Source organism: Nitratireductor alexandrii (genome assembly GCF_004000215.1).
Taxonomy (GTDB): domain Bacteria; phylum Pseudomonadota; class Alphaproteobacteria; order Rhizobiales; family Rhizobiaceae; genus Mangrovimarina; species Mangrovimarina alexandrii.
The window spans coordinates 250,261-265,005 of sequence record NZ_RBVY01000004.1 but is presented as its reverse complement, the minus strand read 5'-3'; the positions used below and the strand labels follow the sequence as shown (position 1 = coordinate 265,005).

Sequence of the window (14,745 nt, the reverse complement as noted above, 5' to 3'; positions counted from 1 at the left end):
TTTGGTCGATAATAGAACAAATGTTCTAATATCATAAATCGTGACCTGGCGCTCGATGTCAAGCTGGGCGCGGCGCCCGTCGTCGGTACCATAGGTGAATGGGGGAAGACGTCACCGGGTGGTGATTTTTGGCTTGACGCTTTTTGTCCGTTCTGTACTATTTGCGAACATAAGTTCGATAATCGAGAGTTTGATGCCTTTCAACTTTTGGGCGGACCTGAACCACACGGCGTTTCGCGACGCGGCGCTTGCCGATGCGGTCGCGATCGTGCCGGTCGGCGCAATCGAGCAGCACGGCCCTCACCTGCCGCTGTCGACGGATGCCGTTCTGGCCGAGGAGATGGCGCGCGAAACCGCGTCGCGGGTCGGCGGCGCGCAGGCGCTGGTGCTGCCGGTGGTCGCCTACGGCAAGTCGGACGAACATCTGGGTTATGAAGGCACCGTCAGTCTCGACGCCGAAACGCTGATCGCAGTCCTGACCCAGATCGGCCGCAGCATCGCGCGCGCCGGCCTCAGGCGCATCGTGTTCCTCAACGCCCATGGCGGCAACGTGCCGGTGCTGCAGATCGTCATCCGGCGCCTGCGGGTTGAACTGGGCCTGTTCTGCGTCGCCGCCGGCTGGGTCAGCATGGGCTTTCCCGAGGGTGTCGTCTCGCCGCGCGAGGCCCAGGAAGGCATTCACGGCGGGCTGGTCGAAACCGCGGCCATGCTTCATTTCCGGCCCGCGCTGGTGGATATGAGCAAGGCGCGCCATTTCGTGCCCGCCTCGGCCGAGGTCGCCGCCTCCAACGAGGTGCTGCGACTGATGGGGCCGGTCTCGGCCGGCTGGTCGATCGAGGATCTGCATGCCGACGGGGCGGCCGGCGACGCCGCCGCCGCGACGCCGGAGATCGGCGCGCGTATCGTCGAGCACGCAGCCGGGCGTTATGCGCGCCTGATCGAGGAAGTCGCCCGTCACGATTTGCCGCGCATGACGGGTCCGGCGTGAGCGCCGCCTCGGTCCCGCCAGCCGGTGCGTTCGCCCTTGTGAACGCGCGTGTGCCGGTCGCGGTCTGCGACGGTCTCGCCCTGCGCGATGCCGATCCGGCCTCGGGTCTGGCCACGACCGACCTTTATATACGCGACGGCAGGTTTGCGGCAGCGCCGGAGAGGCAAGAACATGTCTCGATCGACGCGGCCGGCACGTTGGTGCTGCCGGGCTTCGTCGACATGCATGTCCATCTCGACAAGGCCTATACGGTGCATCGCACCGGCCTGCCCGAAGGCGGCCTGCTCGACGCCGTGTGTCTGTCGGTCGCCGACGCGCCGAACCGGACCGAAGATGATCTGCGCGCGCGCATGCGCCGCTCCCTGGAGCGCGCTTACGCCAATGGCACGGTCGCCCTGCGCACGCATCTCGATACGCCCGACTTGCCGCAGGAAAGCCCGGCCTGGCGGGTCTTCGTTGCCCTGCGCGAGGAATTCCGCGACCGGCTCGAGCTTCAGGCGGTGGCGCTGATGGCGCTGGAACGGGTCGACGCGCCGGGTTTTTCCGAGCGCTGCGCGCAGATTGCGCGTCTCGGCGGCGTGCTGGGCATGTTCGTTCCGCCGGCGATGGCGGACGCCGAGCGTCTCGGGCGGCTGTTCGACCAGGCCGGCAAACACGGTCTCGACGTCGATTTCCATGTCGACGAAACGCTCGACGTGCGGGCCGACGGCCTGGCGACGATCGCCGAGGCGGTGCTGGCGAGCGGCTTTTCGCGCCGCGTGGTCGTCGGCCATTGCTGCAGCCTGTCCGCGCAACCGCACGATGTCGCCGCCGCGACACTCGATCGCGTCGCCCTGGCGGGGCTGCATGTCGTTGCCCTGCCCGCCACCAATCTGTTCTTGCAGGACCGCGACGCCGGCCGCACGCCGCGCCGGCGCGGCCTGACGCTGGTCAAGGAAATGCGCGCCCGCGGCATTGCGGTTTCCTTCGCCTCCGACAATGTCTGCGACCCGTTTTATCCCTATGGCGATTTCGACATGTTCGAGATCATGCGCGAAACCGTGCGCCTCGCGCATCTGGAAGCTGAAATCGGCGCCTGGGCCGACGCTTTCGCGCGGCGTCCGGCCGAGACGCTGGGACTGGCCCCCCATGGCCGGCTGGCGCCGGGTCAGCCGGCGGACTTCGTCCAGTTCGCGGCACGGGACTGGATCGATCTTTTTTGCCGTTCGCGCCTTGCGCGCTGCGTTGTTCGCAACGGCAGGCCGATTGACGGGACGCTCCCGCAGCGGCCGGACACCATGACCGCACAGGAGACGATATGAGCGGGGATTTGAAGGGCTGTCTCGAGGCGCTGTCCGGACTTGACCTCGACGTCAATCCGGCCACCGTCCAGCAGAAGAGCCGGGACCTTTACTGGTACAGCCCGATCCTGAAACGTCAGCTCGGCGCCGTCACCGCCGATTTCGTGGTCGCGCCGCGCGACGAGGAGGAGGTCATGCGCGTGCTCGCCACCTGCTGGAAACACGATGTGCCGGTCACCGTGCGCGGTGCGGGCACGGGCAATTACGGCCAGGCGATGCCGCTGTTCGGCGGCGCGGTGCTGCACACCAAGCATCTCGATCGGATCGTCAGGGTCGGGAGCGACCACATGGTCGCCCAGCCGGGCGTGGTGATCGAGCACCTGGAAAAGACCGCCCGCGAAAGCGGTAAGGAAATCAGGCTGTTTCCCTCCACTGCGGGCACGGCCACCATCGGCGGCTTCATCGCCGGCGGCTCGAGCGGCGTCGGCGCCATCCGTTGGGGCGGTCTGCGCAACCCGGCCAATCTGCGCCGGCTTCGTCTGGTGACGATGGAGGAGACGCCGCGGGTCATCGAGCTGGCCGGCGAGGACATATCCAAGGCCGCCCATGCCTACGGCGTCAACGGCGTCCTCACCGAGGTCGAGATCCCGATCGATCCCGCTTCCGATTGGGTCGACGTGCTGATCGGCGTCGACGGGTTCGACAAGGCGACCGCGCTCGCCATCGCGCTCGGCGAGGACGAGTCGATTTCCAAGCGGATGTTGTCGACCTTCGAGGCGCCGATCCCCGAACTCTATTTCCGCCGCCACGGCCCGTTTCTGGTCGACGGCGAGGCTGCGATCGCCATGATCGTGTCGCGCGACACCCTACCCGCGCTGGAGGCCCGTCTGTCGCCTCTCGACCACGCTCATCTGCGCTTCCGCGCCGACACGGCCAAACCGTCAGGCAAGCTGCCGGCGGTCTATGAGCTGGCCTGGAACCACACCACGCTGCGCGCGCTGCGCATCGATCCGTCGATCACCTATCTGCAGATGATGCTGCCGCGCGAAGGACTCACCGAGAGCTTCGCTGCCGTGCGCGACACGTTCGGCGACGAGTTGATGATGCATTGCGAATTCACCCGCTTCGACGGCGTCGTCACGCCGGTCGGCCTGCCGCTGGTGCGCTTCACCTCCGAGGAGCGGCTGGAAGAGATCATCATGACGATCGAGGGCAAGCTCGGCCTGCCGGTCTTCAACCCGCATCGCGTGACGCTCGAGGAAGGCGGCATGAAAAGGACCGATGTCGGCCAGCTCGAGTTCAAGAAGCAGACCGACCCGAAGGGGCTGATGAACCCCGGCAAGATGATCGCCTGGACGGAACCGGACTGGACGCCGGTCGCGGGCAAGACCTTCCTTTTCGCCAAGTAGAAACCGGCAGCCGGAACGATGAACGTACACGTAGTCTATGCACATCCGCTTGAAGACAGCCTGTCGGCGACGCTGCACAAAACCGTGGTGGAAAGCCTGCAGGAGGCCGGGCACCAGGTCGACGACCTCGATCTTTACCGCGAGGGGTTCGATCCGGTGCTGTCGGCCGACGACCGGCGCAACTATCACGACGTCGAGATCAACCGCCAGCGCATCGATCCCTATGTCGAGCGCCTGCGGCGCGCCGATTCGCTGGTATTGTGCCATCCGGTGTGGAATTTCGGCTGGCCGGCGATTTTGAAGGGTTATTTTGACCGCGTCTTCCTGCCCGACGTCTCCTTCGTGCTCAAGGACGGCAAGATCGGACCGGGCCTGACCAATATCCGCAAGCTGACCACGGTTACGACCTACGGCTCCAAACGCTGGCGCGCCGCGGTTCTGGGCGATCCGCCGCGCAAGAACGCCACCCGTTTCCTCAGGGTGATCTGCAATCCGCGCGTGAAAGTGCGCTACCACGCCCTTTACGACATCAACAATATCTCGGCAGAACGCGCCGCGGGCTTCGTGGAGAGGGTCCGGCTCGAAATGTTGAAACACTAGCGGCGCGAGGCATGATGAACCAAGCCAAGGCCGACACGCCCGGCCACGTCACCGTCGTCGGCGCAGGCATCGTGGGCGCCTGTTGCGCGGCCTATCTGCAGCGCGAGGGTTACGCGGTGACGGTCGTCGACCGTGTCGAGCCCGGCATGGCGACCTCGTTCGGCAATGCGGGCTCGATCAGCCCCAGCGCGGTGCTGCCGGTCGCCATGCCCGGCATGCTCCGCAAAATTCCCGGCTGGCTTCTCGATCCGCTGGGGCCGCTGACCGTGCGCTGGTCCTATCTGCCGTGGATCGCGCCGTGGCTGCTGCGCTTCCTGCGCCACGCCAGCCGCGACGAGGTGGCCCGCGTGGCGACCGCGATGCGCGCCTTGATGGAACCGGTCTTCGACGATTATGAGCGTCTTTTGCCGCAGGGTGAGTTCCGCACTCTGATCCGTCGCAATGGCTGTCTTTATGTTTACGAAAACCAGGCCGAACTCGATGCGGCGCGGTGGACCCTCGACTTGCGGCGCAATTTGGGCGCGGCGATGGACCTGATCGGCGAAGACGACATTCGCCAGCTTGAGCCAGCGTTGGCGCGGCGGTTCCGGATCGGCATTTTCGCGCCCGACAACGGCTCGACCGTCGACCCGAGCCTGCTGGTCAACGCGGTGATGGCCCAGGTGTTCGCCAATGGCGGCGAATTCGTGCGCGCCGAGGTCAAGGACATCGAGATGGCGCCGGAGGGCCCGACCGCGCTCGTCACCGACCAGGGCCGCCAGCCGCTCGACAGGCTGGTTCTGGCGGCCGGGGCCTGGTCTGCGGGTTTGGCGCGCAAGCTCGGCGCCGTTGTGCCGCTGGAGACCCAGCGCGGCTACCACGTCACCTTTCCCCAGGCCGGTATCGAGGTGAACCGCACGGTGATGTGGAACAAGCGCAGCGTGTTCGTCAATCCGATGCGGCCCGGCCTGCGGATCGCCGGCACGGTCGAGCTGGCCGGGCTGAAGGCGAAGCCGAACTATGCGCGCGCCGACCGGCTGGCCGACATCGCCGGCGAATTGTTTCCCGACCTCGACCGCAGCAAGCCGTCGCGCTGGATGGGCCACAGGCCCTGCCTGCCCGACAGCCTGCCGGTCATCGATCGCTCGCCGCGTTATCCGGGCGTGGTCTTTGCCTTCGGACACCAGCATGTCGGCATGTGTTCGGGTGCCTCGACGGGACGGCTTGTCGCCGATCTGATGGTCGGCCGTGCGTCCTCGATCGATCGATCGCCGTTTTCCGTACAACGCTTCGCCAGGCGGCTGGCCGCATGACCAGTCGGTGACCATAGATTCCAGGGAGGAACACCCATGACGGCACAAGCCTTGACAATGCCGCCCGAAAACGACCCTGCAGATACGTCCAACGCCCGCTCCGAGACGGGGACGGCCGACGCGCCCCTCTCCTTCAATCATGTGTCGATGCAGTTTCCCGACGGCACCGAGGCGCTCGACAATGTGTCGCTGGCGCTCAAGCCGGGCGAATTCGTGTCGATCGTCGGGCCATCGGGGTGCGGCAAGTCGACCTTGCTCAAGATCGCGTCCGGCCTGGTCAAACACACTGCCGGCACCGTCGATGTCGACCGCAACCATCTCGGATATACGTTCCAGGACGCCACGCTGTTGCCGTGGCGCAAGGTGATGCCGAATGTCGAGCTTTTGATGGAGCTGCGCGGCTTCCCGGCCGCCGAACGGCGGCGCATCGCCAAGGAACAAATCGATCTGGTCGGCCTGACCGGCTTTGAAAACCATTATCCCAAAAGACTGTCCGGCGGCATGAAGATGCGCGCCTCGCTCGCCCGCTCGCTGGCGCTCAACCCGAGCGTGTTCATGTTCGACGAGCCGTTCGGCGCCCTCGACGAGATCACCCGCGAGCGGCTGAACGACGAGTTGATCGCGCTGTTCATGCGCCAGGGTTTTACGGGGTTGTTCATCACCCACTCCATCCCCGAGGCCGTCTATCTGTCCAACCGGGTCGTCGTCATGTCGCGCCGGCCGGGGCGGATCCTCGACGTGTTCGACGTTCCCTTCGACTATCCGCGCACGCCGGAACTGCGCTACGCACCGGAATTTTCCGAACTGTGCGGCGACCTGTCCGTATCGCTGCGCGCGGCCATCGAGAATTGAGAGGCAGACATGACCACAGCCCCCGTAGCCAAGCCTCGGACCTATCGCGCCGTACCGCTGCCGCCGCCGGCCAACATGCTGCAGCGCTTTTTCACCACCATCATGCCGCCGATCCTTCTCGGCATCCTCTTGGTGCTGCTCTACTGGTGGACCAGAGCCCAGCTTGAACCGCACCGGCAGTTTCTGATGCCGGACGCCTGGTCGTTGTGGACCAACGCCTTTGCCCTGCCGGAGGTGCGCGCCGAGCTTGTCGACCGCGCGCTCGTCACCATCACCATCGCGGTGGTGGGCATGTGCATCTCGATCCCGATCGGCATCGTGCTCGGCATCATCATGTTCCGCTTCCACGTCATGGAACGCGCCTTCTTTCCCTATCTGGTGGCGTTGCAGTCGATTCCGATCCTGGCCATCATTCCGCTGATCCAGAGCGCGCTGGGTTTCGGTTTCATGCCGAAAGTGCTGATCGTGGCGCTGTTCACGTTCTTCGCCATCCCCACGACCCTGCTGCTCGGCCTCAAGAGCGTCGATCGCGGCGTCATCGACCTGTTCAAGCTGCAGGGCGCGGGCTGGCCGGTGATCCTGCGCAAGGCCGGCTTTCCGTCGGCAGCGCCGGCGCTGTTTGCCGGGTTGCGCATCTCGGCCGGACTGGCCGTGATCGGCGCGATCGTGTCGGAAATCTTCTTCCTGGCCGGCCGCGGCGGTCTCGGCCAGATGCTGATCAACGCCAAGATCGATTTCAAATACGAACAGATGTATGCCGCGCTGATCGCCTCCTCCGCCCTGTCGATCAGCGTCTATCTGTTCTTCGCCTGGCTCGGTAACAAGCTGTTTTCGGAATGGCATGAATCCGGCGCGGCACCGACCTGACCACGAAAGGCGCAAGCCTTGAACCACTTCGCAACCGAAAATGGGAGACTTCGGATGAAATACAGATTAGCAACCGCCCTCGCCTCGGGCCTGTTCGCCGGCGCGCTCGGCACCGCAGCCGCCCAGGAGCCCGGCGCCTTCGCCAAGGAAAACTACACCACGCCGCTGGCCGATGTGTGCCCCGACCCGCTGATCATCCAGAAGGACTGGCTGGCGCAGGCCGAGCACGGCGGCTTCTACCAGATGATCGGCGCTGCCGGCGAGATGTCGGCGGGCAAATATGTCGGGCCACTCGGCTCCACCGGCATCGACCTGATGATCCTCGAAGGCGGCGGCGGCATCGGCCTCGGCGACGGCGAGACCGCCTATTCGGCGCTGCATCTGGGCAATTCGAGAGCCGGCGTCACGCCGCATCTCGGCTACCAGGAACTGGACAATTCCTTCCTGTTTTCCAAACGCTTTCCGACTGTTGGCGTGTTCGCGCCGCTGGACAACGCCCCGCAGGGCCTGTTCTGGGACAAGGGCACCTATCCGGACGGCTTCCGCTCGCTGGACGACCTGAAGGAATTCGCCGAGTCGGGCAAGGGCATGATCTATGTCTCGACCATCCAGCGCACCTTCGGCCTTTATCTCGTCCAGTCGGGCGTGTCGCGCGACGTGTTCGTGGAAGGCTATCGCGGCGACGGCGAGAACTTCGTCACCAATAACGGCACCTGGCTGAACCAGGGGTTTGTCACCAGCGAGCCCTACAGCTTCTCGACCGGCAACAATTGGGGCAAGCCGATCGACGCGGTGACGGTGGGCGAACTCGGCTATCGCAACTATACCGGCATGCTGTCGGTGGCGACGCCGCGCCTGGACGAGCTCGCGCCCTGCCTGGAGAAGGTGGTGCCGATCATGCAGCAGGCCTGGATCGACTACGTCAACAATCCCGACGAGGTGAACAAGCTGATCTCGGACTTCAACGAGGCCGGCCACGCCACCAGCTGGTGGAAGACCCCGATGGGCAAGATGGAATACGCCTCCAAGACGCTCAAGGAACGCGGCATTGTCGGCAATGGCGTCAACGACACGCTGGGCGATTTCGACATGGAACGCGTCGCCGAGATGCACGCCATCGTAAAACCCTGGCTCGACGAACGGTCCAACCCGGACGTCAAGCCGGAAGACGTTGTCACCAACCGCTTCATCGATCCGGCGATCGGCCTGAAGTGATGCCGGCTTCCCGCGCCTGCCTGCTGGACGGAGAGGCGCTCGCCGCCCGGCTCCGGCGCGAGATCGCAACCGCCGCCGCGGACCTCAGGGTCCGCGGCGTCACGCCGAAACTGGTCATCGTGATCGTCGGCGACCGCGCCGACAGTGCCGCCTATGTCGCGCGCAAGAGCGCGGACTGCGCCGAAACCGGAATTGCCGCCGACATTGTGCGCCTGCCGGCGCAGACGACCCAGGCGCGCCTGCTCGACGTCGTCGCGGAGCTCAACCGCGACCCCGCCGTGCACGGTTTCATGGTGCAGCTTCCCCTGCCCGCCCCTCTCGACGAGACGGCGGTTCTCGACGCCATCGACCCGGCCAAGGATGTCGACGGCTGCCATCCGGTCAATCTCGGACGCCTGCTCGCCGGAACGCCCGACATCGTGCCGTGCACGCCCGCCGGCGTGCTGGCGCTGCTGCGCCATCACGAGATCGCCATCGCCGGCCGCGCGGTCGCCATTATCGGCCGTGGCATGCTGGTCGGCCGGCCGCTTTCCATGCTGTTGTCGCTGAAGGGGATCGACGCGACCGTCACCCTGCTGCATTCCCGATCGCGCGATCTGGCCGCAACGGTGCACCGCGCCGATATCGTGGTTTCCGCGGCCGGGACAATCGGATTGGTGGACAAGACCATGGTCAAGCCGGGCGCGGCCGTCATCGGCGTGGGCATCTCTTCCGACGCGGATGGCCGCACCGTTTCCGACATCGACGATGCGGTGGCGCAGGTCGCCGGCTTCGTGACGCCGCGCCATGGCTCGGTCGGTGCGCTGACGCGTGCCATGCTTCTCAAAAACCTGGTCGCGATCGCCGCCCGCGCGGCGTGATCGCATCGCGTTGCGGCGGACCGCGCTCAGGCGCGCGCGTCGTCCTTGCCGTCTCTCCCGGTGCTCTGTCCGGCCGGCTGCGGCGCGCGGTCGGCGCAGCATTCCTTCATCAGGAACGCGGCGAGTTCCTCGATGGCGTCGAGGTTCGGCCGGCAGGTGGTGGTGCGCCCCTGGCGCTCCTGGCTGATCAGACCGGCATTGAGCAGGATGCGGATATGGTGCGCCAGGGTCGAGGCCGGAATCTCGAGCCGCTTTTGCAGTTCTCCGATCAAAAGACCGTCCGGCCCGGCGCGCACCAGCGCCAGAAGCACGACGATGCGCGCGGGTGCCCCCACGGCATCAAAACCCTTTGCGGCGTCCTGTGCGGACAACATCGAGATCGTTCCCCCGGTTTGCCGCGATAAAACTAGTCGGATGGAGGGGTGTCAAGCCGGCCGCCGCTGCCGGCGGTTGACCGTCTGGCCCTTTTGAAAGGGCGGCGCAGGTCGGGGATCAGGCAAAAACCTGCCACAGCGCCTGGAAGGCATAGGCCGAGACGAGCGATCCCGCCACCGCCAGCGCCACGAACAGGCCCAGCGTCGAGGCGCGCAGCACCGGCACGACCGCCAGCACGCCCCAGATGCTGACCGCACTGCCGGCGACCAGAAAGCCGAGCGCGGCGCCGGCGGACATGCCGAGGTCGAGCAGGCCGCGCACCAGCGGCAGGGCGGCGTAGCCGTCGAGATATAAGGGCGCGCCGAGCGTTACGGCGAGTGGGATGGCATAGGGTGAGTCGGCCCCGGCATAGGCGCTCAAAAGCTCGGGCGGCACCAGGTCGCGCAGCAGATATTCCGCCGCGAAGGCGAGCGATAGGCACAACAGGACGAGCTTCGTCATCCAGGCGAGCTCGCGCGCGAAAGTCCGCATGCGGACCCGATCGCGCCATACCGCCGGGCGAAACCCGCCGGCTTCCGGCGCGCAACCGGGATTTCGTCCGCCCCGCGGATGCGCCCGCAGCGGCACCTGCACCATGCGCGTTTTGTGCAAGAGCGCCGTTGCCAGACCGGCGAAAATCCCGATCGCGAAGGCGGCGAGCGTCTTGCCGATGGCAAAGCCGGGGCCGAGCACGGCCCAGGTCGCGGTGAACAGCGACGGATCGGTTACCGGCGAGGACAGCCAGAACGCCATGATCGGCGCCAGCGGCACGCCCGACACCAACAGTCCGGTCATCAGGGGCAGCACGGTGACCCCGCATACCGGAGTGACGGCGCCGATCGCGGCGGCCGTGACGATCACGCTCGACGGCCGGCCCTTGAACAGGTTGGCCGTTACCGCCCCCGCGCCGCTGGCCGCCACCCAGGCCGACAGCACGATGCCGAGGGCGACCATCGGGCTGACCTTGACCAGGCTGACGAGCGCGAACAGCGCCGCGCCTTGCGCCTTTTGCGGCCACAACGCCGTCGCGGCGAGGCCGGCGGCGATCGCCACGAGCGTAAGGATGAACCGGCGATCGGCATGCGACAGGACGCTGTTCAAGACATCTCTCCTCGAACACGACCCATACGGGAAAAGCTTTTATTGATAAATCGAATAGGATAAATATCAGCCATGATCGAAACAGATAGCTTGGGCGACCCGCTCGACAGCGCGCTGCTGCGCGTGTTTCTCGCCGTCGCCAGGGCGGGCAGCTTGAGTGCCGGCGCGGCGCAGCTCCTGCGCACGCAATCGGCCGTCAGCCTGCAGGTGCAGAAACTGGAAAGAGCGCTCGGGCAGCGCGTGTTCGAAAGACATGGCCGCGGGGTGATGCTGACGCCGGCCGGCGAGCAATTGCTGCCGGTCGCCCGTCATGTCGTCGACGTGCTCGATCAGGCCGCCGCACGATTGCGCGGCGCGCCGGTCGTCGAAGAAATCCGCCTCGGCGTCCCGGAGGAATATAGCGACACGATCCTGCCGGCGATCCTGGCCGGCTTCGCCGAAGACCAGCCGGCGGCACGTCTGTTCGTACGCTGCATGTCGAGCATGGATTTTCCGCGCGCGCTCGCGCATGGCGAACTCGATCTCGCTCTGCACTCGCCTCAGGAGATCGCCGCAACTGACCGGGTCGTTCATTCCGAGCGGGCGGTGTGGGCCGGATCCCGGTTCCGGGACCTGGAAAGCCTGCGTCCGCTGCCGGTGGCCTTGTTCGACCGAACCTGCTGGTGGCGCGAACGTTGCCTCGATCTGTTGCGGCATTGCGACCTCGACTACCGGATCGTGCTGACCAGCGAGAGCGTTGCCGGGGTTCGCGCCGCGATCGCCGCCGGCATCGCCGTCGGCGTCCTGCCGCACAGCACGCTGTCGGGCCAGGCCGGGTTGCGCATGCTCGCCGACGACGTGCTGCCGCCGCTGGGCGAGACCCATCTGGTATTGAGTGCAGCCCCCGGGCGGACCGGGCCGCTGGCGGCGAGACTGGCAACGGTCATCGCGAACGTTTTTGCCGCCGCCGCGACATAGCGCGCGCCACGATTGGTGCCACGGCGCGCGCCACGTCCTCCAGCCGCCCCGGTCTGGTCAGGGCAATTGGCAGGCCGAGCGGGTTTCGCTGAAACAGCAGCCCAGATATTCCTCGGTCGTCGTCTTGCCGCCGGCGCTCTCGGCTCCGGTCAGGCTCTTGAAACCGTCGACCACGACGTCGAGATTCGGGTTGAAGAACAGCGCCACCGAATAACGATACTGGTCCGAATCGTTGATGACCCGGTGGACCGTGCTGGCAAAACGTCCGCCGGACCATTGCTCCATGATGTCGCCGACATTGCAGATCAGCGCGTTTTCGATCGGATCGACGGCGATCCAGTCTCCCGCGCTGTTGCGTGCCGCCAGTCCGCCGAGCGCATCCTGAGCCAATATGGTCAGGCAGCCGCAATCGGTGTGGGCGCCGGCGCCGAAGGCGCGGCTGTCCTTGGGACCGCCCGGCTGCGGCGGGTAGCTCAGGAGGCGCATACGCGATTCGGAGTGCTCGATCTCGCGGTCGAACGTGTCTTCCTCCATGTCGAGCGCCAGCGCGAAGGCGCGGCACAAATCGCGGCCGAGCGCGACGCTGTGTTCGTAATAGCGCTCCAGGGCGGGACGGAAACCGGCCGGTTCGTCGGGCCATTGGTTGAGGCCGCGCAAGCCGCCCCTGCGCGCTTCTTCCTGCGCGAGCGTCCCCTCGAAGCCGATGTCGAAACCTTCCTTCAGGTCACGTGTGTGAAGCGGATCGACATTCTCGCCGCCCATCGGGAAATAGCCGCGATGGTTGCTGGTGTTTGCGCTGGAAACCGCGTTCTTGCGCGCGCCGGGCTGGGTGAAGAAGCCGCGTGCTGCGGCGAACACGGCCGCCACGTCCTCGGCGGGTATGCCATGGTTGACCAGGTAGAAGAACCCGACATCGTTCAGCGCTTTGCCGATCTCGGCGGCGACGCGCTTCTTGTCGGCGTCCGTGCCGTTCCGGAAGCCTTGGAAGTCGACGAGCGGAATTTCGGTGAAGGGGATCGACTTGGCGGGCGGCACAGCGCGGGCGGCTTCGCCGGCCGGCAGGGCGTCGGTTTGGTTGGAAGAAGTCGTTGCTGTCATCTCCTGGTCCTCCCTGGGGTGAGGTCGTTGGCGGTTGCCTTGCAAAGCCCGCCTGGTCGGCGGATCGGCGCGCGCCATCGACGACCGCATCGGCTGCGGCCGGGCATCGGTATCGGTTGCTATGTCACTATAAAACTAACTTTATAGTTGTATTGACGCCCTGTCAAGCGCCAGACGCGAGGTGGCGGCACAGGCCGGCGGCGGAAGCGTGAGGATGAAGCGGAGACCGAGTGTGCGCGACCCGAACGATGGGGTCCGGGCTTCGTTCGCGGCAAATTCGCCTATAAATTGTATCAAATAAATATCATTGACTCTTGGTTGTATGTAAATTCTAATAAACTAGTTATGTGGCGATCCTTCGGCGGCTGGTTCAGTCGTTTCTCGACCTGCCGCCTCATCTTGGGACTTCCCGGTCGTCATGCGGGTTCCGTCGATATGTCGGCGGGCGATGTACCGTTTGTTTTTGTTGGTGAATTTGATGACAGTCGCGTCCACCACTACCTCCGCCCGTACCCGGTCGCCGTTTTTCGAGCCCCGTCTGCCGGGATCGAAATCCCTCACCAATCGCGCGCTCGCGCTGGCTGCGGCGCGGTCCGGCACCACCAGCGTGACCGGTGCGCTGCATGCCGACGACACGGTACGCTTCGCCGATTGCATCGACCGGTTCGGTGGGCTGTCGGTTCAGGCCGACACGGCCCGGGCCGCCTTCCGGGTCGAAAATGCGTGCGCCGGCGGCAGGCCTGGCGCGCCGGGCGGACCGCTCGATATCGGCGCGGCGGGCACGCCGGCTCGCTTCTTGCTGTCGATGGCCGCGGATGCGGATGGCGAGACGACCATTACCGGAACGCGGCGGCTGTGCGAACGGCCGATGGCGAGCGGCATCGAGGCGCTGCGGGCGCTCGGCCGCCGGGTCGATGAAACCGGCAATCCGGGGTGCCTTCCCGTGCGCATTGTCGGCGGCAGGCCGACCGGCGCGCATTGGCGGGTCGACGGCTCGGTCTCGTCTCAATTCACCAGCTCCATGCTGCTGTCGGCCGCGCGCCAGGAACCTGCGGACGGCCCGGTTCACGTGGAGGCGACCGGGAATCTCGTCTCCCGTCCCTATGTCGACATGACCGTGGCGGCCATGCGGACGGCCGGCGTCGACGTCGCGCCGGTCGGGCCGCAGATCTGGCGCGTACAGCCCGGACAGCCGGCCGTGGCCTCGATCGCGGTCGAGCCCGACGCCTCCGCGATGTCCTATTTCCTCGGCGCGGCCGCCATTCTCGGCGGCACGGTGCGGGTTTCGGGCTTGGGTACGGCGTCCGCGCAAGGCGATGTCGGCCTTGTCCGCGTGCTGGAGGAGATGGGGTGCGCGGTTGCGGCGACGCCGGGCGAGATCGAGTTGCGCGGACCCGAAGGCGCGTTGCGCGGCATCGAGGTCGACCTGGAGACCATGCCCGACATGGTGCTCACGCTCGCCGTGGTTGCCGCGTTCGCAAAGGGCAGGACGAAAATCGTCAACATCGCCAATTTGCGCCTGAAGGAGTGCGACAGGCTTCATGCGGCCGCCGAGGAGCTTCGCCGCATCGGCATTCCGGCGCGGGAAGGCCCTGACTGGCTGGAGATCGCGCCGGACGGAACCGGGCCCCGGCCCGCCTCGGTGCACACCTATGACGATCATCGCGTCGCCATGGCGTTCTCGCTGGCCGCGCTTGCGTGCCCGGGCATCACGATCGAGGACCCGGCCTGCGTTGCAAAATCCTTTCCCGACTATTGGCGCGAATATGCGCGTCTGGCCAAAGTTTACGGTGTCGGTCTCTAGCTGGTGTG

General features: G+C 66.1%; 14 protein-coding genes. 11 read left to right on the top strand and 3 right to left on the bottom strand.

Annotated features, from left to right (window positions below; genetic code table 11):
- The first annotated feature begins 193 nt into the window (after positions 1-193).
- The 9 genes from EP380_RS10805 to EP380_RS10765 are packed head-to-tail and all read left to right on the top strand — an operon-like array spanning position 194 to position 9,363.
- The gene (locus tag EP380_RS10805) at positions 194-988 is read left to right on the top strand and encodes a creatininase family protein (protein WP_127598548.1); all 795 of its coding nucleotides are present in this window, start codon (positions 194-196) and stop codon (positions 986-988) included.
- On the top strand, positions 985-2,289 hold the full coding sequence (locus EP380_RS10800) for a cytosine deaminase (RefSeq protein ID WP_127598546.1): 1,305 nt from the start codon (positions 985-987) through the stop codon (positions 2,287-2,289). Before EP380_RS10805 ends, EP380_RS10800 begins: the two co-directional genes overlap by 4 nt.
- Positions 2,286-3,677, top strand: coding sequence for an FAD-binding oxidoreductase (locus EP380_RS10795; protein WP_127598544.1), 1,392 nt, complete (start codon positions 2,286-2,288; stop codon positions 3,675-3,677). The genes EP380_RS10800 and EP380_RS10795 overlap by 4 nt, the downstream gene beginning before the upstream one ends.
- Before the next feature lie 18 nt (positions 3,678-3,695).
- Positions 3,696-4,277 carry an NAD(P)H-dependent oxidoreductase gene (locus tag EP380_RS10790; protein ID WP_106569382.1) on the top strand — a complete coding sequence of 194 codons (582 nt, stop codon included), beginning with the start codon at positions 3,696-3,698 and terminating at the stop codon, positions 4,275-4,277.
- A gap of 11 nt (positions 4,278-4,288) precedes the next feature.
- Entirely contained in the window at positions 4,289-5,569 is a 1,281-nt protein-coding gene (locus EP380_RS10785; protein ID WP_238719824.1) for an NAD(P)/FAD-dependent oxidoreductase, read from the top strand.
- 36 nt (positions 5,570-5,605) lie between these two features.
- The gene (locus EP380_RS10780) at positions 5,606-6,421 is read left to right on the top strand and encodes an ABC transporter ATP-binding protein (RefSeq protein WP_199190388.1); all 816 of its coding nucleotides are present in this window, start codon (positions 5,606-5,608) and stop codon (positions 6,419-6,421) included.
- Positions 6,422-6,430: 9 nt separating this feature from the next.
- Positions 6,431-7,288 (top strand): ABC transporter permease, encoded by an 858-nt coding sequence (locus EP380_RS10775; RefSeq protein ID WP_106569383.1) that lies wholly within the window; start codon positions 6,431-6,433, stop codon positions 7,286-7,288.
- Between the two features lie 54 nt (positions 7,289-7,342).
- The gene (locus tag EP380_RS10770; protein WP_127598542.1) at positions 7,343-8,503 is read left to right on the top strand and encodes a hypothetical protein; all 1,161 of its coding nucleotides are present in this window, start codon (positions 7,343-7,345) and stop codon (positions 8,501-8,503) included.
- Complete coding sequence (locus EP380_RS10765; protein WP_127598540.1) at positions 8,503-9,363, top strand: bifunctional 5,10-methylenetetrahydrofolate dehydrogenase/5,10-methenyltetrahydrofolate cyclohydrolase; 861 nt, start codon at positions 8,503-8,505, stop codon at positions 9,361-9,363. The genes EP380_RS10770 and EP380_RS10765 overlap by 1 nt, the downstream gene beginning before the upstream one ends.
- 26 nt (positions 9,364-9,389) lie before the next feature.
- Here the strand turns inward: EP380_RS10765 and EP380_RS10760 are convergent, their stop codons facing one another.
- Both EP380_RS10760 and EP380_RS10755 read right to left on the bottom strand, forming a co-directional pair.
- Positions 9,390-9,737: an ArsR/SmtB family transcription factor gene (locus tag EP380_RS10760; protein ID WP_127598538.1), complete on the bottom strand. Its 348-nt coding sequence runs from the start codon at positions 9,735-9,737 to the stop codon at positions 9,390-9,392.
- Positions 9,738-9,855: 118 nt separating this feature from the next.
- Positions 9,856-10,878: a permease gene (locus tag EP380_RS10755; RefSeq protein ID WP_238719823.1), complete on the bottom strand. Its 1,023-nt coding sequence runs from the start codon at positions 10,876-10,878 to the stop codon at positions 9,856-9,858.
- Between the two features lie 72 nt (positions 10,879-10,950).
- On the opposite strand from EP380_RS10755, the gene EP380_RS10750 reads away from it, so the two are divergent.
- Positions 10,951-11,835: a LysR family transcriptional regulator gene (locus tag EP380_RS10750; RefSeq protein ID WP_106569387.1), complete on the top strand. Its 885-nt coding sequence runs from the start codon at positions 10,951-10,953 to the stop codon at positions 11,833-11,835.
- A gap of 57 nt (positions 11,836-11,892) precedes the next feature.
- Here the strand turns inward: EP380_RS10750 and EP380_RS10745 are convergent, their stop codons facing one another.
- Positions 11,893-12,933, bottom strand: coding sequence for an isopenicillin N synthase family dioxygenase (locus EP380_RS10745; protein WP_164749826.1), 1,041 nt, complete (start codon positions 12,931-12,933; stop codon positions 11,893-11,895).
- Between the two features lie 478 nt (positions 12,934-13,411).
- Here EP380_RS10745 and aroA point away from each other — a divergent pair, with 478 nt between their 5' ends.
- Positions 13,412-14,737 carry a 3-phosphoshikimate 1-carboxyvinyltransferase gene (aroA, locus tag EP380_RS10740; protein WP_164749825.1) on the top strand — a complete coding sequence of 442 codons (1,326 nt, stop codon included), beginning with the start codon at positions 13,412-13,414 and terminating at the stop codon, positions 14,735-14,737.
- Positions 14,738-14,745: the final 8 nt, after the last annotated feature.

Coding starts and splice junctions, on each gene's coding strand:
- EP380_RS10805 (WP_127598548.1), top strand. CDS start 194: ATGCCTTTCAACTTTTGGGCGGACCTGAACCACACGGCGTTTCGCGAC.
- EP380_RS10795 (WP_127598544.1), top strand. CDS start 2,286: ATGAGCGGGGATTTGAAGGGCTGTCTCGAGGCGCTGTCCGGACTTGAC.
- EP380_RS10790 (WP_106569382.1), top strand. CDS start 3,696: ATGAACGTACACGTAGTCTATGCACATCCGCTTGAAGACAGCCTGTCG.
- EP380_RS10785 (WP_238719824.1), top strand. CDS start 4,289: ATGATGAACCAAGCCAAGGCCGACACGCCCGGCCACGTCACCGTCGTC.
- EP380_RS10780 (WP_199190388.1), top strand. CDS start 5,606: ATGACGGCACAAGCCTTGACAATGCCGCCCGAAAACGACCCTGCAGAT.
- EP380_RS10775 (WP_106569383.1), top strand. CDS start 6,431: ATGACCACAGCCCCCGTAGCCAAGCCTCGGACCTATCGCGCCGTACCG.
- EP380_RS10770 (WP_127598542.1), top strand. CDS start 7,343: ATGAAATACAGATTAGCAACCGCCCTCGCCTCGGGCCTGTTCGCCGGC.
- EP380_RS10765 (WP_127598540.1), top strand. CDS start 8,503: ATGCCGGCTTCCCGCGCCTGCCTGCTGGACGGAGAGGCGCTCGCCGCC.
- EP380_RS10760 (WP_127598538.1), bottom strand. CDS start 9,737: ATGTTGTCCGCACAGGACGCCGCAAAGGGTTTTGATGCCGTGGGGGCA.
- EP380_RS10750 (WP_106569387.1), top strand. CDS start 10,951: ATGATCGAAACAGATAGCTTGGGCGACCCGCTCGACAGCGCGCTGCTG.
- EP380_RS10745 (WP_164749826.1), bottom strand. CDS start 12,933: ATGACAGCAACGACTTCTTCCAACCAAACCGACGCCCTGCCGGCCGGC.
- aroA (WP_164749825.1), top strand. CDS start 13,412: ATGACAGTCGCGTCCACCACTACCTCCGCCCGTACCCGGTCGCCGTTT.